The sequence below is a fragment of the Rhodoferax sp. genome (assembly GCF_030646845.1).
Lineage (GTDB): Bacteria > Pseudomonadota > Gammaproteobacteria > Burkholderiales > Burkholderiaceae_C > Rhodoferax.
The window spans coordinates 13,299-34,610 of the sequence record NZ_JAUSLE010000061.1 but is presented as its reverse complement, the minus strand read 5'-3'; the positions used below and the strand labels follow the sequence as shown (position 1 = coordinate 34,610).

The following is a 21,312-nucleotide window of genomic DNA, read 5'->3' as shown; positions in this document are numbered from 1 at the left end:
AGGGCGTCCGTAGTCCAGAAACTTGCCGATGATGGCGTCGAGCTGCGCAATGTCGGCCGCCATATTGGCGCGTGCCTCGTTGTCGTCGACGCTGAGTTCGGTTTCCAGTCGCAAGCGGGCCAGCGGTGTGCGCAAGTCATGGGAAATACCCGCCAGCATAATGGCCCGGTCCTGCTCGATTTTTGCCAGCTTCTGGGTCATGCGGTTGAACCCGATATTGACGGCCCGGATCTCGCTGGTGGCGACGGTTTCATCTAGCGTGCTGGCGTCGAAATCGCCGTCGCGCACCCGGCTGGCCGCAAACGACAGCTGCTTGAGCGGTCGATTGATCAGGCGCGCGATCAAGGCGGCGCCCGCCAGCGACAGCGCGGCAGCCGTCATCAGCCAGATCATCCAGGTTTGTCCGGCGGTACGGTTGAAGCGGGCGCGATCCATCAGCATCCAGTAGTTGTCGCCGTCAATGGTGAACCCGACCCACAGCCCTTCCTCCCGGTTGACGCTGTTGGCCACCACGGTACCGGGTCCGAGGCGGCTGCTCAGTTCCAGCGAGATGCGTTGACCCAGCGCATCGGTGTCAAATGGTTCGTAGGTGTCACCGGGTTCGCGCGGCACGATCCGCACGCCTTCCTGTTCCTTCATGGTCTTGACCAGTGACACCCGCCCGATGGCATCGGAGTGAATCAATGCGGCGCGACTCAAATTGACCAGCGAGGCGATTTGCTGCGCGGTCTGGATGGCGCGGGGTTCAAACTCCAGTGCCCGCAGGGTCTGCAGCCAAGCCAGAATGCTGCCAATCAGCAGCAGCGCCAGCAGAAAGAATGTGCGCCAGAAAAGACTCAAGGCCACCCAGGAGCGCGCCCTGGCGCCTCTGGGGGGCACCTCCAGGGGCATTGGGCTGCTGATGTCGGGGACGGTGGCTTGCGATTCGTTCACGGTGCTCAACTCGCGCCGTCAGGTACAAACACGTAGCCAACGCCCCACACCGTCTGGATGTAGCGGGGGGCTGCGGCATCGACTTCCACCAGTTTTCGCAAGCGCGACACCTGGACGTCCAGACTACGGTCAAACGGCTCGAACTCGCGACCGCGCGCCAACTGAGCCAGTTTTTCACGCGACAGGGGCTGCCGGGGATGCCGTACCAGCGCCTTGAGCATGGCGAACTCGCCGGTGGTCAGGGGCAGGTCTTCGTTGTCCCGGCGCAGGGTGCGGGCGCCGAGGTCGAAGGTAAACGGCCCAAAACCGACCACCTGGTTGTCGGTTGACGGGGAGCCGGGGGCTTCATGAACGGGTCGCCGACGCAACACAGCATGAATTCGGGCCAGCAGTTCACGGGGATTGAAGGGCTTGCCCAGATAGTCGTCCGCGCCGACCTCCAGACCGACGATGCGGTCCACATCCTCCCCTTTGGCCGTCAGCATGATGATGGGTGTGCGGTCGTTGGCGGACCGCAGGCGACGGCAAATCGACAGACCGTCCTCGCCGGGCATCATCAGATCCAGCACGATCAGGTCAACGGTTTCGCGCAGCAGGATGCGCGTCAGCGACTTGCCGTCTTCAGCCTGCAAAACTTCAAAACCCTCCTGCGTCAGGTAACGCCGAAGCAAGTCGCGGATGCGGGCGTCGTCGTCGACGATCAAAATTTTGTCATTGCGGCTGGGGACTTGGCTCATGAGGGCACCACTGAATTTGTAACAAAGCCGATTTTGCAGGGTTGAAAGTCTGATTTGCGGAATTCTTCGAAAGCGTTGACATACTGTTACAAATGTTGCCCGGTCCGGTCAACCTATACAAGCGGCAGGTGAGCGACGGCACGGGATTTGGCGTTATCTTCGCAATATGAAGCATTTTCGGTTTTTTCTTCTCACTTCTGTTGTTGCGGGGGGCGCATGGGCCCAGCCTGCGGTCAGTCGGGAAAATGTGACCGGCCAGAATGCGCCTGAACAGCGGCGCGCGGAGTTGCGGTCAGCCCTGCGAGCAGCTCGCGGGGATGAAGGCCAGGATCAGGCGCTGGAAAAGGCGTATTTGACCCGGCAATTGTCACAGCAAGAGAGGGCGGATCTCCGGCAACAGCTTCGTCAGCAGCGCCGTGATGCCAGGCTGGACACTCCGTGAGGCTGCTCAAAGCACCGTAGCTTCCCGCGCCAGGAACCAGCGACGCCGATGGTGAAGGTGGCGTGTCGGGAAGGAATAAAACCCGCATTCGTGCAGCACCCTTGTGGCGCGTCAACAACGATCGACAAGACTGGTTTAGAACTGCGGATGCCACCGACTGTTCGCGCTGTGCCACTGACGTTCGATCAGCGACCGACCGATGTGGCGCAGAATTGGCGCGGTACCCGTTCACGCGCAACGGTGCCCGAAGCCTGTGATTGCGCCGTGCGTGCTGGGCCTTGTTTTCATTTTCGGAGGAGTGTATTTTGAATATTGCTACTAAATTAATAGCTTCCTGTGCTTTATTGATGGGGTCTGGAGGCCTTTTTGCTCAACAGATTGTCTATCCTCCGTTGCAGAATGTGGTGCAGCTCGCGGCGAACGGCACGGTGGAGGTGCAGCAGGATCTGCTGTCGATTTCCATGAACACAACCCGCGATGGTGCTGACGCCGCCGTGGTGCAGAGTCAACTCAAGACTGCGATCGATGCGGCGCTGGTAGAGGCCAGGAAAGTGGCACAGGCGGGCCAGCTGGACGTGCGCACCGGCAATTTCAGCCTGTATCCGCGCTACGGCCGCGATGGCAAATCCATCGGCTGGCAGGGGTCGGCCGAACTGGTTTTGGAGGGCCGCGATTTCGCACGCATCAGCAGCACGGCCGGCAAGATCCAGACGCTGACTGTAGGTAGCGTGAGTTTTGGCCTGAGTCGCGAGCAGCGCACCAAGGTCGAAGCTGACGCGCAGGGCATTGCCATTGAACGTTTCAAGGCCCGTGCGACAGAGATCGCCCGAGGTTTCGGTTTTGGCGGCTATACCCTGCGCGAAGTCAATGTCAGCGCCAACGACCAGGGCTTTGTGCCCCGCCCGCGGGTGATGGCGATGGAGGCCAAGACGGCAATGGCCGATACGCCAGTGCCGGTCGAAGCGGGCAAGACGTCGGTGGTGGTGACGGTGTCGGGGTCCGTGCAACTGAAATAGGGTGACGGCCCGTGTGCGACACACTCGTTATTCGCAGGGCCGGTGTCACCTGGTTTGCCAAGAACAGTGACCGCGAACCAGACGAGCCCCAGTCACTCATCCGGATTGCGCCCGTCCGCGGCGACCCTGCCGCGACGGTGCGCACCAGCTACATCGATGTTCCACAGTGCGCTGACCGTCATGCCGTCTTGCTGTCACAGCCGTGCTGGGTCTGGGGCGGGGAGATGGGCGTCAATGAGCACGGTCTGGCGATTGGCAATGAGGCCGTGTTCAGCAAGCTGGTGGACCGGCGGGGGCAGTCGCTGCTGGGCATGGACTTGTTGCGGCTGGCCCTTGAGCGGGCAAGAACGGCGCGCGAAGCGCTTGATCTGATCGTCGGGCATCTGACACAGTACGGGCAGGGCGGCCCCGCCGGCTACCGCGATAAAAAATTCCGATATGACAACAGCTTCCTCCTGGCGGACCCGCATGAGGCCTGGGTGCTTGAGACGGCCGGACGGTTGTGGGTTGCCAAGCGCGTCGACGCCTGGGCCATATCCAATTGCTACTCTTTGGGCTCGGACTACGATCTGGCCTGCCCGGGAATTGAGGACGAGGCCAGGCGTCTGGGCTGCTGGAATGGCCGCGGTGACTTTCATTTCGCGAATGCGTTCGACACCGCTTTGTACGCCTTCGTGGGCGGTGCACACCGCCGCCGGGCGCTCAATGCCCAGGCATTGGCCGGCGGCCTCGTGCCCGGATGGGCGGCGCTGGCCCGGCGGCTGCGGGACCACGGCAAACACGGGGACGACTTCTCGGCCCATGACAACCGGCAAGTGTGTCTGCATGCGGGCAGCGTCTTGCGTCCTTCGCAAACCACTGCCTCGCTGATTGCACGCCTGGCACCGGGCGACGTTCGCTACGCGGCCACCGGCACAGCCGCGCCCTGCCTGTCACTGTTTCAGCCCGCGGCCTTTGACAGTGAATCGACTGACGGGCTGGTTTTGTCGCCCGGCTCATCCGTGGCGCAGAGCCGTTGGGCTTCCTTTGAAGCCGTCCATCACCGCGCCTTGTTCGACCAGGGGTTCCGGGAGCGCTTGCACGCTGAGCGCGATGCGCTGGAAACCAGTCTGCTTGCTGCGGCGGATGGGTCTGCGCCCCATTGGCCTGCCATGGCGGCGCAGGCTGCTGCCTGGCATGCGCGCTGGCACGACGCCGCAACACAGAGCGAATTTCATGCGCCGGGGCGCCTCGGCCGTTGGTGGCGCCGGTGCGCCGGCCGCGAAGCAGAAGCCGTCGGCGCCCGTTTCCCCGGTTGACAGCTCTTGTGGCGGGGGGCTGCTGACGGTCGGCATCAGTGTCATACTCGCGTCACGAACTCACGTTTTATTTCGGTGCCCCCGCATACATTGACTCATGGTTGATTTTTCACCGCTCTCCACTATCAAGAGACTGGCGACCGGCCAGTCGGCGCAGTCGGCGCCTTCCATGCTGGGGCGTTTCGAGTTGCGACGCATCCTGGGACAGGGCGCACAGTCCGTCGTCTGGCAGGCGTTTGATCCGCGACTGGAGCGGGATGTGGCGATCAAGCTGATGAAAGTGGGCAAAGGCTCCGACGCCTCCGCGATTGCACAATGGCTGCAGGAAGCCCGCAGCGTCAGCCGCCTGACGCATCCCAACATCGTTCCGGTGTTCGAGGCTGACGTGCAGGATCAGCAGCCCTACCTGGTATTCGAGTACGTTCCCGGGCAGACCCTCGCCACCATTCTCGGCAAACGCGGCGCCTTGCCGCCGGTGGAATGCGTGGCGCTCATGACGGACGTGCTGGACGCACTGGTTGCGGCCCATGCCGCCGGGGTTGTCCATCGGGATTTGAAGCCCTCCAATGTGCTGGTTGATGAAGCAGGTCGGGCCAGGGTGATGGATTTCGGCATTGCGGCGCGCATGGCGGGCGCGGGTGGCGCAGGCGTTTCGGCAATCGATGGCGGCACACCCGGCTACATGTCGCCTGAAGCCGCCCAGGGAACGCCCGCCACGGCTTTGATGGATGTTTTTTCGGCTGGCCTGGTGTTGGCCGAGTTGCTCTCCGGCAAGCCGCTCATCGCGGAACGTGATCCCTACCGTGCCATCTACCGCGTCGTCCACGAGCAGCTCGCGCTGCCGGCAGACCTGAGTGCCGAGGTGGACGACGGGCTGCGTGCCATCGTGTTGCGCGCCATCGCCCGCGACCCCCTGCAGCGCCACCCCAGTGCGAAGGCTTTTCGTGACGAGCTCGCGCGCTGGTCCGGCGCCGCATCCAGAGCCGCAGCGGGGGAGACCGAGGGGTCCGCAGGCGCCCAGGGCAGCAGCACGCTGGATTTCCTGCTGCGCCGCATGCGTCACAAAAGCGATTTTCCCGCCATGTCGGATTCGGTGGTTCGCATTCAGGGCATGGCCAATTCCGAGACCGAGAGCGTTGGCAGCGTCACCAACGAAATCCTGAAGGATGTGGCCCTGACCAACAAGCTGCTGCGCCTGGTCAACAGCGCGCACTACGCACGGGGCGGCAGTATCAGCACCGTATCGCGGGCCGTCACGCTGGTGGGGTTCAACGGCATTCGCAACATGGCGCTCAGCCTGGTGCTGCTGGAGCACATGCAGGACAAAGCGCATGCCCATGTGTTGAAGGAAGAGTTTCTGCGCTCCCTGATGGCGGGCTCCATTGCGGGCGAGTTGTGCCCCGTAGGACGCGAAAGCGAAGAAGCGTTCATTGGTTCCCTGTTCCAGAACCTGGGGCGCCTGCTGGCGGAGTTTTATTTCCCCGAAGAAGCGCGCACGGTGCGTGGCCTTACTTCATCCACGCGCCAGCCGGTCAGTGAGGCGACGGCGTCGGCCAGTGTGCTGGGTTTGAGCTTTGAGGCGCTGGGCCTGGGTGTGGCCAAAGCGTGGGGCCTGCCCGAAGGCATTCAGCGCTGCATGACCAGGCCCACCGGTGAGCCGCCCGCCCGCGCACCCGGTGAAACTGGCGAACGCCTGCGCTGGATTGCCGTTGCCGCCAATGAAATTGCCGACATCCTGCTTCACTCCGATCCCAAGGAGGTCGATGGACGGCTGGCGCAAGTGGCCAGACACTATGCCAAAACCATTGGCGTCAGCGCCGCGGATGTGCAGGTAGCCACGAACGTTGCGCGCAAGAAACTCATCGAGATGGCGATGGCCATGGATCTCAAGGTGAAGGCGGGCTCTGCTGCCTCCAAGCTGTTGAAAGCACCGGAAGAAGATAATGGTACGCGTGGTGCGCGCAGGGAACACCAGGACGAGCCGCCTGACACGTTGAGCCCCCTGGAGCTGCACGCGACGCAACCCGCACCGCTGGAATTTGGCGAAGTTGCGCCTCGTGATGTGCATCGAGTCTCGGAGATTCTGACCGCGGGCATTCAGGACATCACCAATGCCATGGTGGAAGATTTCAAACTGAGCGACGTGTTGCGCATGATTCTGGAAACCATGTTCCGGGCCATGGACTTTCAGCGGATCATCTTCTGCATGCGCGACCCCAAGACCGATGCCTTGACCGGGCGGTTCGGATTGGGCAAGGACGTCGAGAGCGTCGTCAAGTCTTTCAACGTGGCACTCAAGGCCAGCAGTCCGGATTTGTTCACGGCGGTGTGCATCAAGGGCTCCGACACCATGATTAGCGATGCCACAGTGGGGCGTCTCGCCGAGCGTCTGCCGGTCTGGTATCGCAAGGGGATCAACGCCCCCACCTTTTTGTTGCTGCCCTTGATCATCAAGGGCAAGCCGTTCGGCCTGATCTATGCCGACAAAGGGGAGAAGGGCGGATTGGCGCTGGATGAGAAAGAACTCGCGCTGCTGCGCACGCTGCGCAATCAGGCGGTGATGGCGTTCAAGCAATCCACCTGATGGTTGCGAACATTTTAAGCTCTTAGCCCCCGTCCTGTATGCGTCAGTAGCTATAAAAGTAATAGCATTACTGCGCCGTCCAGCCCCCGTCCATGTTCCATGCCACGCCGCGCACATTGTTGCCCGCCGGTGAGCAGAAGAAAACGGCCAGCGCGCCCAGTTCCTCAGGCGTCGTGAATTGCATGGAGGGCTCTTTTTCGCCCAGCAGCTGTCGGATGGCCGCCTCATTGGAGATGCCCTGTGCGGCGGCTTTGGCATCGACCTGTTTTTGCACCAGTGGCGTCAGCACCCAGCCGGGGCAGATGGCGTTGCAGGTGATGCCCGTGGTGGCGTTCTCCAGGGCGGTCACTTTGGTGAGGCCGACGACACCGTGCTTGGCGGCCACGTAGGCAGATTTCTCGGCCGAGCCGACCAGCCCGTGGATGGATGCGACGTTGATGATGCGGCCCCAGCCAGCGGCCTGCATGGCGGGCAAGGCCAGCCGGGTCGCGTGGAAGGCACTGCTCATGTTGATCGCGATGATGGCGTCCCAGCGCTCAGTGGGAAAATTCTCGATGCGGGCCACGTGCTGGATGCCCGCGTTGTTCACCAGAATGTCGACTCGGCCAAACTGGGCGGCAGCGTACTTCATCATGTCTTCAATTTCGACGGGCTTGCTCATGTCAGCCCCGTGGTAGTCCACTTTCACGCCGAGGGCCGCCACCTCCGCCTTCGGGCCTTCCACATCGCCAAAGCCGTTGAGGACGATGTTGGCACCCTGTTGGGCCAGGGCTTTGGCAATGCCAAGGCCGATACCGCTGGTAGATCCGGTGACGAGGGCTGTTTTGCCTTTTAGCATGGTGTTTCTCCGTAAGTGGACAGCGGGGCACTGCGATTGAATTAGGATGTGGTGACGGCGACGGGTGTCCCCCATCGAGCTACACACTGCCATTATCAAAGTTTATTGCACCATGTCTGAACCTACGCTGAATTACGTACTGTGTCCCGATGCCGCGGGTGGTCATCGCATGGCCTACTGGGAGTGGGGCAATCCGCAAAGCACCCACGTGGTGGTCTGTGTCCACGGCCTGTCGCGCCAGGGGCGTGACTTCGATGTGCTGGCGCGCGCCTTGTGCGCCAGGGCGGGTGACACCATCCGCGTGGTCTGTCCCGATGTGGTGGGCCGCGGCCAGAGCGATTGGCTGAAAGATCCGATGGGCTACCAGATCCCCAACTACGCCGCCGACATGCTGGTCTTGCTCGCCCAACTCAAACCGGCCACCCTGGACTGGGTTGGCACCAGCATGGGGGGACTGATTGGCCTGGTGGTGTGTGCGCAGCTCGGCTTGAGCGACGCCGGGCCGTCCCAAGGCGCGAAGGCCCCCTTGGGGGGCAGCGCAGCACACGAAGTGGCAAGCGTGGGGGCGCTGTCTGTACCGGTACGGCGTCTGGTGTTGAACGACGTCGGCCCCATCATTCAGTGGCAGGCCCTGCAGCGCATTGGTGAATACCTGGGCCAGTCGGGTCACTTCGCCTCGGTGCAGCAGGCGGCCGATGCGATGTGGGCGATGTCCTCCAGTTTCGGGCCGCACACGCCGGCGCAGTGGCTGGCGTTGTCGCGCCACATGGTGAAGCCGGTGGGCGACGCCGCCGGCAGCGTGAAGTTGCATTACGACCCAGCCATCGCGGTGCCGTTTCGCGCCATGACGCAGGAGTCTGCCCTGCAATCGGAAGCCATGCTGTGGCAGGTGTATGACCACATCACGGCGTCAACCCTGTTGCTGCGGGGAGCCCTGTCTGACTTGCTGTCGCATGAGACGGCACAGGCGATGACACAACGCGGCCCCAGGGCGCGTCTGGTGGAGTTTGAAGGGGTCGGTCATGCGCCGACCTTCATCGCGGACGACCAGGTGCAAACGGTGGTCTCCTTCCTGCTTGACTAGAGATTGGGTGGATTCCGGATGAAGAGCCTGACGGCTGGGCACAACGGCTCGGCGCCTGTACCGCAACTGATTGCCGCCACGGCACAGAGCCTGCCCGAGCAGGTCAATGCGCTGGCGCGCGCCCGCGCGTTCGCCGAGCCGTTGCTGGCCGGTGAAACCCTGGACACCGGTGAAAACATCCTGGCGCACGCCGATGCCGTGGCCGCTATCTTGAAAAGCATTGGCGGCTCCGAGGCGATGCAGGCGGCCAGCTATCTGGTCTATGCCTGCGATCACCTGAACAAGCCGCAGGAGGTGATTGCCAAAGCCTTTGGTGACAACTTTGCGGCGCTGGCGGTGGAAACCACCAAGCTGGTGCGGGTGCAGCGTCAGGCACGGCAGGCGCAGGTCGCCAGCGCGCGGGCGGCGACGGCCATCCCCATGGCGCAAACTACCGCCGCTCAGACCGAGAACGTGCGCAAGATGCTGCTGGCGTTCTCGCGCGACTTGCGTGTCGTGATGCTGCGCCTGGCCTCGCGCCTGCAGACGTTGCGTTTCTTCGCTGCGACCAAGCTGCCGGTGCCGGCCGGTCTTGCAAGCGAAGCGTTGCAGGTGTTTGCGCCGCTGGCCAACCGCCTGGGCATTCGGGAAATCAAGTGGGAGATGGAAGACCTGTCCTTCCGGTTTCTGGAGCCCGATACCTACCGGCAGGTGGCCAGACTGCTGGACGAAACACGCTCCGAGCGGGAGTCCCAGATGGAGCACTTGCGTGCACTCCTGGAGACGGAGTTGAAAGCGCAAGGCATTGCGGCCACGGTGCAGGGCCGACCCAAACACATCTACAGCATCGTCAAGAAGATGCGTGGCAAGTCGCTCGGTTTTGATCAGGTGTATGACATCCGGGCGTTGCGCATCGTGGTGTCGGATGTTCGCGACTGTTATGCCGCCTTGAGCTGGGTGCACAGCCGGTTCACACCGGTCACCGAGGAGTTTGACGACTACATTGCCAAGCCCAAGGCCAATGGGTACCAGTCCTTGCACACCATCGTGCGTGACCAGGCCGGGCAGCCGATCGAGATCCAGATTCGCACCCAGGCCATGCATGATCACGCCGAACACGGCGTGGCGGCGCATTGGGCCTACAAGGAAGCCGGCACCAAAGGTTACGCCGGCGTGTCGGCCAGCGGCGCCTACGACGCCAAAATTGCCGTGCTGCGCCAGTTGCTGGCGTGGGAGCGTGATCTCTCTGGCGCACAGGAGCAAGGCGTATTTGATGACCGCATTTATGTCTTGACGCCGGATGCGGCGATCGTCGAGCTGCCGAAGGGTGCCACTGCAGTGGACTTTGCCTACAGCGTGCATACCAACCTGGGGCACCGCTGCCGTGGCGCGCGGGTCGATGGCGTCATGGTGCCGCTGAATACGCCGCTCAAGAATGGGCAAACGGTGGAGGTGACCGTGGCGAAGGAGGGCGGCCCCTCGCGCGACTGGCTCAACGTCGAACTGGGCTACCTGGTCAGCCACCGGGCCCGGGCCAAAGTGCGGGCCTGGTTCAACGCGCTGGCCATGAATGAAACCGTGGCCAAAGGCCGGGAGGCGGTCGAAAAGCTGTTGCAGCGCCTGGGCAAGACGGCCATCAAACTCGATGATCTGGCCTCGCAACTCGGCTTCAACTCGGCCGACAATCTGTTTGAAGTGGTCGGCAAGGACGAATTCTCGTTGCGCAACATCGAGATTCTGCTGCGCCCGCCCGAACCGGCGCTGCCTGCCGACGACTACCTGCCACTCAAAAAGCCGCGCAGCGCGGCCAACGCGGCCAAGGGTGGCGTGCTGGTGGTAGGCGTGGATTCGCTCATGACGCAGCTGGCCAAGTGCTGCAAGCCCGCACCACCGGACGCGATCTGCGGTTTTGTCACCCGCGGCAAAGGGGTGAGCGTGCACCGCACCGATTGCTCCAACCTGCGTGAAATGGTGACCAAAAATGGCGAACGGGTCATTGAAGTGGAATGGGGCCAACCCACCACAGCCCATGCCGCGGTGTATCCGGTGGACGTCGCGATCGAAGCCGCCGACCGGCAGGGGCTCCTGCGGGATATTTCGGAGATATTCACCAAGGAAAAAATGAACGTGATCGGCGTCCAGACCCAGTCGGTCAAGGGCACGGCCTGGATGACATTCACCGTGGAAGTCTCCGATTCGGGGCGGCTGGGCAAGGTCCTGGGCATCGTGGCGGAGCTCAGTGGCGTGCGCTCGGCACGGCGCCGGTAAGGCGTTGCCACGATCTCCGAACCAAACGAAAAACAAGAAATGAACGACAACATCAATCCCTCAGGCGTATCGACACTTCCCCTGCGAGCCTTGCGCTTGCGCCCCGGCATGGCACTGCAGACCAAGCGAATCGTGGAAGGTGCCTCCAAGAAGGAATCTCAGTTTCTTGCGGCCATCGAAGGCAAGGGCGTCATGGTGGGGCCGGTCGGTCCGGACGGTGCCAAGACTGGGCTGGAAGAGGGGGAGATCTGCATCGTCCGCGGGTTCACGGGCCAGCACGAGTTTTCGTTCCTGACCAAGGTGCTGCAGACTTTTGAGAAGCCCTTTCCGTACGCCTTGCTGCAATACCCGAAACATGCAGATGCCCGCCTGGTTCGCCAGTCCATGCGCATCAAGACATCGATGCCGGCGCTGCTGTCAATGCGAAACGGATCGGGCCCAGGCGAGGCGCCGGCCCAGGATGTCACCTTGATTGATATCAGCACCGCTGGTGCCATGATCCGGTCCGCCAGCAGCCTGGCGGCGGTCGGAATGGCGGTGACCTTGTCATTCGCCGTCGACTTCGAGGGTGCGCCGGTTGAGTTGGTCCTGTCCGGGACCGTTTGCCACAACAACACGACCAGCGGGCAGGACGGCTATTTCACCGGGCTGGCGTTCAATGCCTTGACGCAACACGACAAGCTGGTGCTGCACTACATGACCGAGTCCCGTCCGGGTTGAAACTCGGGTGGTCTCCGCAGCATCGCCGGGGCGGGATGCCGATCTTGTCACGAGCCTGGTCTTGCTCCTGTTTCAGGAGCGGGTGAGGCAATAAACACGAGGGCTGGAGGCTGATTTCGTTTGAACTTACTGCGTTCCGAAAATCCGGTCGCCCGCGTCCCCCAGGCCCGGCAGGATGTAGCCGTGGTCGTTGAGTTCGCGGTCAATGGCGGCCGTGAAAATCGGCACATCGGGGTGGGCCCGGTGCATGGCGTTGATGCCTTCCGGGCAGGTCAGCAGGCACAGGAACTTGATGGATTTTGGATTGAGCTGCTTGAGCCGGGTCACTGCCGCCACTGCTGAATTGCCGGTGGCCAACATGGGGTCGACCACCACCACGTCGCGTTCCTCCATGTTCTTGGGCATCTTGAAGTAGTACTCCACGGGCTGCAGGGTCTTGGGGTCGCGGTACAGGCCGATGTGGCCTACGCGCGCCCCGGGCACCACCGATAGCACGCCATCCAGAATGCCGTTGCCGGCCCGCAGGATGGACACGAACACCAGCTTCTTGCCGTCGATCATCTGGGCGGTCATGGTCTCCAGCGGGGTTTCGATCACCACGTCCTGCGTGGCCATGTCGCGAAAGACCTCATAGGCCATCAGGCTGCTGAGCTCACCCAGCAGGCGGCGAAAACTGTTGGTGCTGGCGTCCTTCTTGCGCATCAGGGTCAGCTTGTGCTGCACCAGGGGGTGGCTGACCAAATGGACTTGGGGCATGGCGGAGGGGTCGATGGGGATCATGGGGGTAGGCCTTTGGTGAATCGGGTTGTGTGCGCGGCAAAATGGGGTTGCTAGCGTCTGGAGCCGCCGAAGATGCCGCCCAGCACGCCGCGGATGATCTGGCGCCCCACTTCGCGCCCGACGGAGCTGGCTGCGCTTCGGATCAGCTGCTCGCCGGCGGAAGTGCGGGTTCGGCGCGCACCGCCGCCAAAAATGGAGCCAATGCTGTCGAGCAGGCCGCCTTCCGCTTGCGCCGGCTTTGTCTTGTCATCACCCGGCGCTGACTGCTCACCCTTTTGGCCGCTTGCCGCCGGCGTGGCGGGGGTGCGGCTCAGGCGCGACTCGGCGTGCCCCTTGATCTTTTCGTAGGCGGATTCCCGGTCCAGCACCTTTTCATAGACGCCGGCCACGATCGACCCCGCGATCAGAGCCCGGCGCTGCTCCGGGCTGATCGGACCAATCTGGCTTGCCGGCGGCAGCACGTACACGCGCTCGGTCACACCAGGACGCCCTTTCTCGTCCAGAAAACTCACCAGCGCTTCGCCGACTGCCAGTTCGGTAATGGCTGTCTCAATAACGAAGTTGGGGTTTTGCCGCATGGTCTGAGCGGCCGACTTGACCGCCTTCTGGTCCCGTGGCGTGAAGGCGCGCAGGGCGTGCTGCACCCGGTTGCCCAGTTGGGCCAGTACCGAATCCGGAATGTCCAGCGGGTTTTGCGTCACAAAATACACGCCCACGCCTTTGGAACGCACCAGCCGCACCACCAGCTCAATGCGCTCCATCAGCACCTTGGGCGCGTCGGCGAACAGCAGGTGCGCCTCGTCAAAGAAGAACACGATCTTCGGTTTGTCCAGGTCGCCCACCTCGGGCAAGGTTTCGAACAACTCACTGAGCAGCCAAAGCAAAAAGGTGGCGTACAGGCGGGGCGAGTTCATCAGCTTGTCGGCGGCCAGCACGTTGATCACACCGCGCCCGCTGGCGTCGGTTTGCATGAAATCCTCGATGTTGAGCATGGGCTCGCCAAAGAACTGGTCGCCACCCTGCGCTTCAACCTGCATCAGCCCACGCTGGATGGCGCCAATGCTGGCGGCACTGATGTTGCCGTATTCCGTGGTGAAGTCTGACGCGTTGTCACCCACCAACTTGCACATGGCGCGCAGGTCTTTCATGTCCAGCAGGAGCAGGCCGTCGTCGTCGGCGATCTTGAACACCAGTTGCAGCACACCCGCCTGGGTCTCATTCAGGTTGAGCATGCGCGCCAGCAACAGCGGCCCCAAATCGCTGACCGTGGCCCGCACGGGATGCCCCTGTTCACCAAAAACATCCCACAGTGTGGTGGGGAACGCTACAAATTCAGGAGTAGCAATCGCTCGTTCGGCGAGGACTTTGGCCAGTTTTGATCCCAATGTGCCGGCCTGCGAGATGCCCGTGAGATCGCCTTTGACGTCGGCCATGAACACTGGCACGCCGATGCGGGAAAACCCCTCGGCCATCGTTTGCAGGGTGATTGTCTTGCCCGTGCCGGTGGCACCGGTGATGAGACCGTGCCGGTTGGCTTTGTCAGGCCGCAGGAAGCACTGGATATCGCCGTGCTGTGCAATCAGGATCGGATCAGACATGAGATTCCCAAAAAGTACAATTGAGCCAGTAGCGTAACGAATTTTTGAAGGATTCCCCATGGCAGGACACAGTAAATGGGCCAATATTCAGCACCGTAAGGGCCGACAGGACGAAAAGCGGGGGAAAGTCTGGACGCGCATCATCCGTGAAATCACGGTGGCGGCCCGGGCCGGTGGCGGGGATTTGGGCACCAATCCGCGCCTGCGCCTGGCGGTGGACCGGGCCAAGGCGGCCAACATGCCGGCGGATCGCGTCAAATACAACATCGACAAGGCCACCGGCAATCAGGAGGGTGTGCATTACGAAGAGATTCGTTACGAAGGCTACGGCATCGGTGGTGCGGCGATCCTGGTGGACACCATGACCGACAACAAGGTGCGCACGGTGGCCGAAGTGCGCCACGCCTTCTCCAAACACGGTGGCAACATGGGCACGGAGGGCTCGGTGGCCTTTCAGTTCAAGCATTGTGGGCAGCTCATTTTTGCCCCAGGGACGAACGAAGACAAGGTCATGGAAGTGGCGCTGGAAGCCGGTGCCGAAGACGTGATCACGGACGATGACGGTGCCATTGAGGTATTGACCGCCTATGTCGACTTTGAGGCGGTCAGGAACGCACTGGACGCCGCCGGTCTCAAACCTGAAATGGCCGAGGTGACCATGCGTCCCGAGAACCCGATCGAGCTCACCGGCGATGATGCCGTGCGCATGCAAAAACTGCTGGACGTACTGGAGGAACTGGACGACGTGCAAGCCGTGTACCACAACGCCCAGATCGACAGCGCAGCGCTATGAACGTCCTTGTCATTGGCGGCGGTGGCCGTGAACATGCAATGGCCTGGAAGTTGGCCCAGTCGCCCAAGGTCCAGATGATTTATGTGGCGCCTGGCAACGCCGGTACTGCCCTGGACCCACGGCTTGAGAACGTCAATATCACGGGGGTCCATGAGCTGCGTGCGTGGGCCATTGCGAAGAAAATTGAACTGACCGTGGTGGGGCCGGAAGCGCCGCTGGCGGCCGGCGTGGTGGATGAGTTTCGCAAGCACGGGCTTCGCGTGTTTGGCCCGAGCCAGGCTGCGGCCCAATTGGAGAGTTCCAAGGCCTTCTCGAAGGACTTCATGAAGCGCCATGGCATTCCCACGGCGGAATATGAGACTTTCTCGGACCCGGCGGCGGCGCATGCCTATCTGGACAAGAAGGGCGCGCCCATTGTCGTGAAGGCTGACGGCCTGGCCGCCGGCAAAGGCGTGGTGGTGGCCATGACGCTGGCGGAGGCGCACGAAGCGGTTGACTTCATGCTGGTGGACAACACCCTGGGCGTCACACACAACGAGGGTGGCGCACGAGTCGTCATTGAAGAGTTCTTGTCCGGTGAGGAGGCCAGTTTCATCGTGATGTGCGATGGCAAGAATGTATTGCCGCTCGCTACCAGCCAGGACCACAAGCGCCTGCTGGATGGTGACCTGGGCCCCAACACGGGCGGCATGGGCGCCTATTCACCCGCGCCGGTGGTGACGCCCGATGTCCATGCCCGCGCCATGCGTGAAATCATTTTGCCCACGATCCGCGGCATGGAAAAAGACGGCATTCCCTATACGGGTTTTTTATACGCCGGGCTGATGATCGATGCCAGCGGACACCCCAAGACACTGGAGTTCAACTGCCGCATGGGCGACCCCGAGACGCAGCCGATCCTGATGCGACTCAAGACTGATCTGGTGGACGTGATGATGGCGGCCACCCAGCCGGGCCCGCATGGACGGCTCGACGACATCGAGTTGCAGTGGGATCGTCGCACTGCCTTGGGTGTGGTGATGGCGGCGCACGGTTACCCCTTGCATCCACGCAAGGGCGATGTGATCACCGGGTTGCCGCCCGAGGCGGAAGATGCTGTCGTATTCCATGCAGGTACGGCCATGAAGGAGGCCGATATTGTTACGTCCGGCGGGCGGGTATTGTGCGTCACCGTGCTGGCTGACAATGTCAGGCAGGCGCAGCAGCGGGCTTACGAAGTAGCCCTGGGCATTCATTTTGATGGCATGCAGTACCGCACTGATATTGGCCATCGCGCTGCCAAAACATAGATCACTCATGAATGTGCCAGACCTGACTACTTCGAGAACCGAGGCAGTACGCCGCTACCTGCAGGGCTTGCAGGTAACAATCACTTCAGCCATCGCCGATGTGGATGGCACTGCTTTCCTGACCGATGCCTGGCAAAAGGAACCCGGCGAGGTACTGCAAGGCAACGGCATCACGAAGATTCTGGAGGGCGGTCCGGTATTTGAGCGTGCCGGGTGCGGTTTTTCGCACGTGCGGGGCCCCCGGTTGCCGCCTTCGGCCACACAGCACCGACCGGAACTGGCAGGTGCATCTTTTGAGGCCATGGGCGTGTCGCTGGTGTTTCATCCACGCAATCCCTATGTGCCAACGGTTCACATGAACGTGCGCATGCTCGCAGCAACAGGGCCCGACGGCCAGGAAGTCTGCTGGTTTGGCGGCGGCATGGATTTGACGCCCTACTATGGTTTCGAGGACGATGCGGTGCATTTCCATGCTGCCTGCAAGACTGCGCTCGAGCCGTATGGCAGCGACAAATATCCACGCTTCAAAACCTGGTGTGACGAGTACTTCTATTTGAAACACCGATCCGAGCAGCGGGGCGTGGGGGGCATTTTTTTTGATGACTTCTCTGAACTGGGATTTGATGACAGTCTGGCCATGATGCAGTCGGTGGGCGATGCCTTCCTGACAGCCTATTTGCCGATTGTGGAGCGTCGCAAGGGCTTGGCCTATGGTGAGCGGGAGCGCGCGTTTCAGCTCTACCGCCGAGGCCGCTATGTGGAGTTCAATCTGGTGTGGGATCGCGGCACGCATTTTGGCCTGCAGTCAGGAGGGCGGACTGAATCCATCTTGCTGTCCATGCCGCCACTGGTGAGCTGGTCGTATCAGAATGTCCCTGAAGCCGGTACACCCGAAGCAGATTTGTACGCCAGGTTCCTGGTGCGCAGGGATTGGGTTTGAGATGGGGCCGGTGTGGTTTTGAAGCCCCGGCAGGGTGACGCGAAGCGGATCGGTGTGTTTGGTGGCGCGTTTGACCCTCCCCATGTCGCTCACGCGGCCTTGGTGCGGGCAGCTGTCGCACAACTGCAGCTCGATGAACTCTGCGTTGTCCCTACCGGGCAGGCTTGGCACAAGGCCCGCGCGCTGAGTCCCGCCCACCATCGTCTGGCCATGGCGCAACTGGCGTTTTCGGATTTGCCCCGAGTGGTCGTTGATCCGCGTGAAATCCAGCGCACGGGCCCGACTTACACCGTGGACACCTTGCGCGAACTGAAGACGCTCTGGCCGGAGGCCGAACTGTTCCTTGTCATGGGCGAAGACCAGGCCCGTGCGCTCCCGACCTGGCATGAATGGAAGGAAGTGCTGCGACTTGCTATAATTTGTGTAGCTGAACGCGAAGATTTGACGGGGGCTACTCCCCGATTTGTTGCACAGAAGTCGCATGAATCCCGTTTCAGGCGGCTGCAAGTGCCAGCGATGCCTGTCAGCGCAACCGACATTCGGGCCCGAATTGCAGCGCATCAATGCGTTGACCTACTGGTTTTTGAGCCAGTTGCGCGTTATATTGACGACCACCACCTTTACCAGACTGCTTGATGACTACCACAACCGTTGCAAAAAAAGACATCCAGAAACTCCAGCGCGCCATCGTTGATGGTCTGGAGGACGTTAAAGCCCAGGACATCCAGGTGTTCGACACTGAACATCTTTCGGCCTTGTTCGAGCGGGTGATCATTGCATCAGGTACTTCGAACCGGCAGACCAAGGCATTGGCTGGGAGCGTGCGTGACGCGGTGCGGGATGCTGGTTTTCCCAAGCCACGCGTGGAAGGTGAGACGAATGGTGAGTGGATCATTGTGGACTGCGGGCAGGCCGTGGTGCATATCATGCAGCCCAGTTTTCGGCAGTACTACAACCTGGAAGAGCTTTGGGGCGAGAAGCCGGTGCGCCTCAAATTTGGCTCCGCCAAGCCAGCCATGGCCGAAGCGGCCGCACCCGAAAAGGCAGTAAAAGACAACGTCAAGCCGGAGGGCAACCTCAAGCGGGCGAACGCCGCCAAAAAGGGTGTGGCAGAAGCCTTCCCATCCAAGGCACAGGTCAAGAAAACAATGGCTGCAAAGTCTGCTGCGGCGAAGGCGCCGGCCAAGAGGGCTGCGGCGAAGAGATCGCCGGCACAAAGCGCAACCGCCGTTGAGCAAAGGCCTGCGAAGAAGGTTCCTGTGAAATCGGCACTGACAAAAGTAACCGTCAACGCCCCCGCAAAGTCAGCTGCGAAGAAGGCACCGGCCAAAACCGCGGCAAAAGCTGTTGCCAAGAAGGCACCGGTCCGCAAGCCCCCAGCACGTAAAGCCTGACAGAGTCTTTTTTTGTGAGGCTGGTGATTGTTGCGGTTGGCCAGCGGGTACCTGACTGGGCGCAGACGGCTTGGGACGATTACGCCAAGCGCTTTCCGCATGAGCTCAAAGTCGAGCTCAAGACGGTCAAAACGGAGCCGCGCGGCTCCAAGACGGTTGAGACCTTGTATGCCGCTGAGCGTGCCCGCATCGAAGCTGCGCTGCCCAAAGGCTGTCGCATCGTGGCGCTGGATGAGCGGGGCACCACGCTGACCACAGCGGCGCTGGCGGCGAAGCTCCAGCACTGGCAATTGGAAAGCGACGATGTAGCCCTGGTGATCGGTGGACCAGATGGTCTTGACCCCGCATTCAAACAGGCGGCGCATGAGCGCATTCGCTTGTCGGATTTGACCTTGCCTCACGCGATGGTTCGCGTGCTGTTGATAGAGCAGCTGTATCGTGCCTGGTCAATCAATGCCAATCATCCTTATCACCGCGAGTGATATCTTCAGTTTTTACCGTGAACAAGTTTATCTATCTTGCTTCGCAGAGCCCGCGTCGGCGCCAACTGCTGGACCAATTGGGGGTACGGCATGAATTGCTGCTGCCCGGCGCTGACGAAGATGCCGAAGCGCTGGAAGTCGCCCTGCACAACGAGGCCCCGGCGGCGTATGTCAAACGGGTTACACAGCTCAAACTTGACGCTGCGTTGCAGAGGCTGAAACGCAGGGGGTTGCCCATGGCGCCCGTTCTCTGCTCGGACACCAGTGTGGCATTGGGCCGAACGATTTATGGCAAACCCGCCGATGCGGCAGATGCCATGCGCATGCTCACTGGGCTTTCCAGTAAGACACACCGTGTCCTGACTGCGGTGGCTCTGGGCACCGTGCGCAAACGTCAGCAGGCGTTGTGTGAATCGCGCGTCACCTTTGGTGAAATGAGTGCACGCCAGATCCAGACCTATGTTGCCTCACATGAGCCCATAGGCAAGGCAGGTGCCTATGCCGTGCAGGGCAGGGCGGCTGCGTTTATTTCGCACATGAGCGGCAGCTACTCTGGCATCATGGGGCTGCCCCTGTTCGAGACGGCTCAGTTGCTGCGGTCTTTTGGATTCAAGGTTTGAGGTTTTAAAGGTTAAACAAGGCTGCTGCCCGTCATCTCCCATGCAAGAAGACATATTGATCAATTGGTCCCCGCAGGAAACCCGTGTTGCCATTGTTGAAAACGGTGTGCTGCAGGAGTTGCACGTCGAGCGTACGCTTGAGCGTGGCCTGGTGGGCAATATCTATCTCGGCAAGGTTGCCAGAGTGCTGCCAGGTATGCAGTCTGCGTTCATTGACATCGGGCTTGAGCGCGCCGCTTTCCTGCATGTGGCCGATGTCTGGCACCGGCAACCCGATGGCGAGCCGCCGAGCATGGTGCGCAACACGCAGCCGCAGATTCCGATTGAGAAGCAGGTATTTGAGGGGCAATCGCTGATGGTGCAGGTCATCAAGGACCCCATCGGTACCAAAGGTGCGCGGTTATCTACCCAGATCAGCATCGCTGGTCGCATGCTGGTGTTCTTGCCGCAGGACGACCATGTAGGTGTGTCACAGAAAATTCCACAACACCAGCGGGATGAGCTTCGTTCCCGTCTGCAGGGCTTGGCTGGCACTGAGGGCGGTGGATTCATCTTGCGAACCAACGGAGAGGATGCCTCCGATCTGGAGTTGTCGGAAGACATCGGCTATCTGCGCAAAGCCTGGGCGCGCATCAAGGATGCATCCATGCGTCTGCCTCCCTTGTCCCTTTTGCACCAGGACCTGAATCTGTTGCAGCGTGTGTTGCGTGATCTGGCGGGGGAAAGTACACAAACGATCAGGGTAGATTCAAGGGAACAGTTTGAAGCACTCAAGACGTTTGGTCTCGAATTCATGCCTGCAGCTTCGGCGAAGCTGCAGCATTACAAAGGCGAGCGTCCCATCTTTGACCTGTATGCCATTGATGAAGAGATCGCCAAGGCGCTGGGGCGCCGGGTTGATCTGAAATCGGGCGGATATCTGATCGTAGACCAGACGGAAGCACTGACCACGGTCGACGTGAACACGGGCGGCTTTGTTGGCGCCCGCAATTTTGACGACACGATTTTCAAGACCAACCTGGAAGCTGCCCAGGCGATCGCGCGGCAACTGCGGCTGCGCAATCTGGGGGGCATCATCATTGTCGATTTCATTGATATGGTGCGCGAAGATCATCGTGAGTCGGTCCTGGCGGAATTCCGCAAGCAGCTGGTGCGCGATCGCGTCAAAACGATGGCAGGCGGGTTTTCGCAGCTTGGCCTGGTGGAAATGACGCGCAAGCGCACCCGTGAATCGCTGGCGCATATGTTGTGCGAACCTTGCCCGACCTGTGCAGGCAAAGGCATAGTCAAGACGGCGCGCAGCGTGGCTTACGACATCTTCCGCGAGATCTTGCGCGAGGCGCGTCAGTTTAATCCGAGGGAATTTCGTGTGGTGGCATCGCCCAAGGTGATTGAGCTGTTTCTGGATGAAGAGAGCCAGCATTTGGCAAGCCTGAGCGAGTTCATCGGCAAGCCGGTGTCATTGCAGAGCGAGGGTGCCATGGGGCAGGAACAATACGATATTGTTCTGTTGTAGG

At 61.3% G+C, this 21,312-nt stretch carries 19 protein-coding genes; 14 read left to right on the top strand and 5 right to left on the bottom strand.

Features of this window, described 5'->3' with window-relative positions; all coding sequences use genetic code 11:
- Positions 1 to 891 (bottom strand): sensor histidine kinase (locus Q7T10_RS14790; protein ID WP_304749669.1); only part of this gene is annotated, 891 nt, incomplete at its 3' end.
- 47 nt (positions 892 to 938) lie between these two features.
- Positions 939 to 1,670, bottom strand: a complete 732-nt coding sequence (ompR, locus tag Q7T10_RS14785; RefSeq protein WP_304749655.1) for a two-component system response regulator OmpR — start codon at positions 1,668 to 1,670, stop codon at positions 939 to 941.
- 789 nt (positions 1,671 to 2,459) lie between these two features.
- Here ompR and Q7T10_RS14780 point away from each other — a divergent pair.
- From Q7T10_RS14780 to Q7T10_RS14770, 3 genes are all read left to right on the top strand, one after another.
- The gene (locus tag Q7T10_RS14780; RefSeq protein ID WP_304749666.1) at positions 2,460 to 3,128 is read left to right on the top strand and encodes an SIMPL domain-containing protein; all 669 of its coding nucleotides are present in this window, start codon (positions 2,460 to 2,462) and stop codon (positions 3,126 to 3,128) included.
- A gap of 11 nt (positions 3,129 to 3,139) precedes the next feature.
- On the top strand, positions 3,140 to 4,426 hold the full coding sequence (locus tag Q7T10_RS14775; RefSeq protein WP_304749652.1) for a C69 family dipeptidase: 1,287 nt from the start codon (positions 3,140 to 3,142) through the stop codon (positions 4,424 to 4,426).
- A gap of 97 nt (positions 4,427 to 4,523) precedes the next feature.
- The gene (locus Q7T10_RS14770; protein WP_304749649.1) at positions 4,524 to 7,010 is read left to right on the top strand and encodes a serine/threonine protein kinase; all 2,487 of its coding nucleotides are present in this window, start codon (positions 4,524 to 4,526) and stop codon (positions 7,008 to 7,010) included.
- A 67-nt stretch (positions 7,011 to 7,077) separates the two neighbouring features.
- Here the strand turns inward: Q7T10_RS14770 and Q7T10_RS14765 are convergent, their stop codons facing one another.
- Positions 7,078 to 7,848, bottom strand: a complete 771-nt coding sequence (locus tag Q7T10_RS14765; RefSeq protein ID WP_304749647.1) for a 3-hydroxybutyrate dehydrogenase — start codon at positions 7,846 to 7,848, stop codon at positions 7,078 to 7,080.
- Positions 7,849 to 7,960: 112 nt separating this feature from the next.
- Between Q7T10_RS14765 and Q7T10_RS14760 the strand changes: the two genes are divergently transcribed.
- Genes Q7T10_RS14760 through Q7T10_RS14750 form a run of 3 tightly spaced genes read left to right on the top strand, consistent with a single transcriptional unit; the run spans position 7,961 to position 11,899 of the window.
- Positions 7,961 to 8,932, top strand: coding sequence for an alpha/beta fold hydrolase (locus Q7T10_RS14760; RefSeq protein ID WP_304749644.1), 972 nt, complete (start codon positions 7,961 to 7,963; stop codon positions 8,930 to 8,932).
- 18 nt (positions 8,933 to 8,950) lie between these two features.
- The gene (locus tag Q7T10_RS14755) at positions 8,951 to 11,179 is read left to right on the top strand and encodes a bifunctional (p)ppGpp synthetase/guanosine-3',5'-bis(diphosphate) 3'-pyrophosphohydrolase (protein ID WP_304749641.1); all 2,229 of its coding nucleotides are present in this window, start codon (positions 8,951 to 8,953) and stop codon (positions 11,177 to 11,179) included.
- A gap of 39 nt (positions 11,180 to 11,218) precedes the next feature.
- A complete protein-coding gene (locus Q7T10_RS14750; protein WP_304749639.1) occupies positions 11,219 to 11,899 on the top strand; it encodes a PilZ domain-containing protein in 681 nt (226 codons plus the stop codon).
- A gap of 126 nt (positions 11,900 to 12,025) precedes the next feature.
- Here Q7T10_RS14750 and upp read toward each other — a convergent pair whose 3' ends face one another.
- The gene (gene upp / locus Q7T10_RS14745) at positions 12,026 to 12,655 is read right to left on the bottom strand and encodes a uracil phosphoribosyltransferase (protein ID WP_304749663.1); all 630 of its coding nucleotides are present in this window, start codon (positions 12,653 to 12,655) and stop codon (positions 12,026 to 12,028) included.
- A gap of 74 nt (positions 12,656 to 12,729) precedes the next feature.
- Complete coding sequence (locus tag Q7T10_RS14740) at positions 12,730 to 14,277, bottom strand: helicase HerA-like domain-containing protein (RefSeq protein ID WP_304749638.1); 1,548 nt, start codon at positions 14,275 to 14,277, stop codon at positions 12,730 to 12,732.
- 58 nt (positions 14,278 to 14,335) lie between these two features.
- Between Q7T10_RS14740 and Q7T10_RS14735 the strand changes: the two genes are divergently transcribed.
- From Q7T10_RS14735 to rng, 8 genes are read left to right on the top strand one after another with little or no spacing between them, the layout of a single operon-like run.
- The gene (locus Q7T10_RS14735) at positions 14,336 to 15,070 is read left to right on the top strand and encodes a YebC/PmpR family DNA-binding transcriptional regulator (protein WP_304749636.1); all 735 of its coding nucleotides are present in this window, start codon (positions 14,336 to 14,338) and stop codon (positions 15,068 to 15,070) included.
- Positions 15,067 to 16,359, top strand: coding sequence for a phosphoribosylamine--glycine ligase (gene purD / locus Q7T10_RS14730; RefSeq protein ID WP_304749634.1), 1,293 nt, complete (start codon positions 15,067 to 15,069; stop codon positions 16,357 to 16,359). Before Q7T10_RS14735 ends, purD begins: the two co-directional genes overlap by 4 nt.
- A 7-nt stretch (positions 16,360 to 16,366) precedes the next feature.
- Positions 16,367 to 17,299 carry an oxygen-dependent coproporphyrinogen oxidase gene (hemF, locus tag Q7T10_RS14725; RefSeq protein ID WP_304749632.1) on the top strand — a complete coding sequence of 311 codons (933 nt, stop codon included), beginning with the start codon at positions 16,367 to 16,369 and terminating at the stop codon, positions 17,297 to 17,299.
- Between the two features lie 12 nt (positions 17,300 to 17,311).
- Positions 17,312 to 17,935 (top strand): nicotinate (nicotinamide) nucleotide adenylyltransferase, encoded by a 624-nt coding sequence (gene nadD, locus Q7T10_RS14720; protein ID WP_304749629.1) that lies wholly within the window; start codon positions 17,312 to 17,314, stop codon positions 17,933 to 17,935.
- Complete coding sequence (gene rsfS, locus Q7T10_RS14715) at positions 17,935 to 18,693, top strand: ribosome silencing factor (RefSeq protein WP_304749626.1); 759 nt, start codon at positions 17,935 to 17,937, stop codon at positions 18,691 to 18,693. Before nadD ends, rsfS begins: the two co-directional genes overlap by 1 nt.
- Positions 18,694 to 18,707: 14 nt before the next feature.
- On the top strand, positions 18,708 to 19,175 hold the full coding sequence (rlmH, locus tag Q7T10_RS14710; protein WP_304749621.1) for a 23S rRNA (pseudouridine(1915)-N(3))-methyltransferase RlmH: 468 nt from the start codon (positions 18,708 to 18,710) through the stop codon (positions 19,173 to 19,175).
- A 17-nt stretch (positions 19,176 to 19,192) separates the two neighbouring features.
- Positions 19,193 to 19,795 carry a nucleoside triphosphate pyrophosphatase gene (locus Q7T10_RS14705; RefSeq protein ID WP_304749619.1) on the top strand — a complete coding sequence of 201 codons (603 nt, stop codon included), beginning with the start codon at positions 19,193 to 19,195 and terminating at the stop codon, positions 19,793 to 19,795.
- A 40-nt stretch (positions 19,796 to 19,835) separates the two neighbouring features.
- Positions 19,836 to 21,311 carry a ribonuclease G gene (gene rng, locus Q7T10_RS14700; RefSeq protein WP_304749615.1) on the top strand — a complete coding sequence of 492 codons (1,476 nt, stop codon included), beginning with the start codon at positions 19,836 to 19,838 and terminating at the stop codon, positions 21,309 to 21,311.
- The last annotated feature ends 1 nt before the right edge of the window (position 21,312 follow it).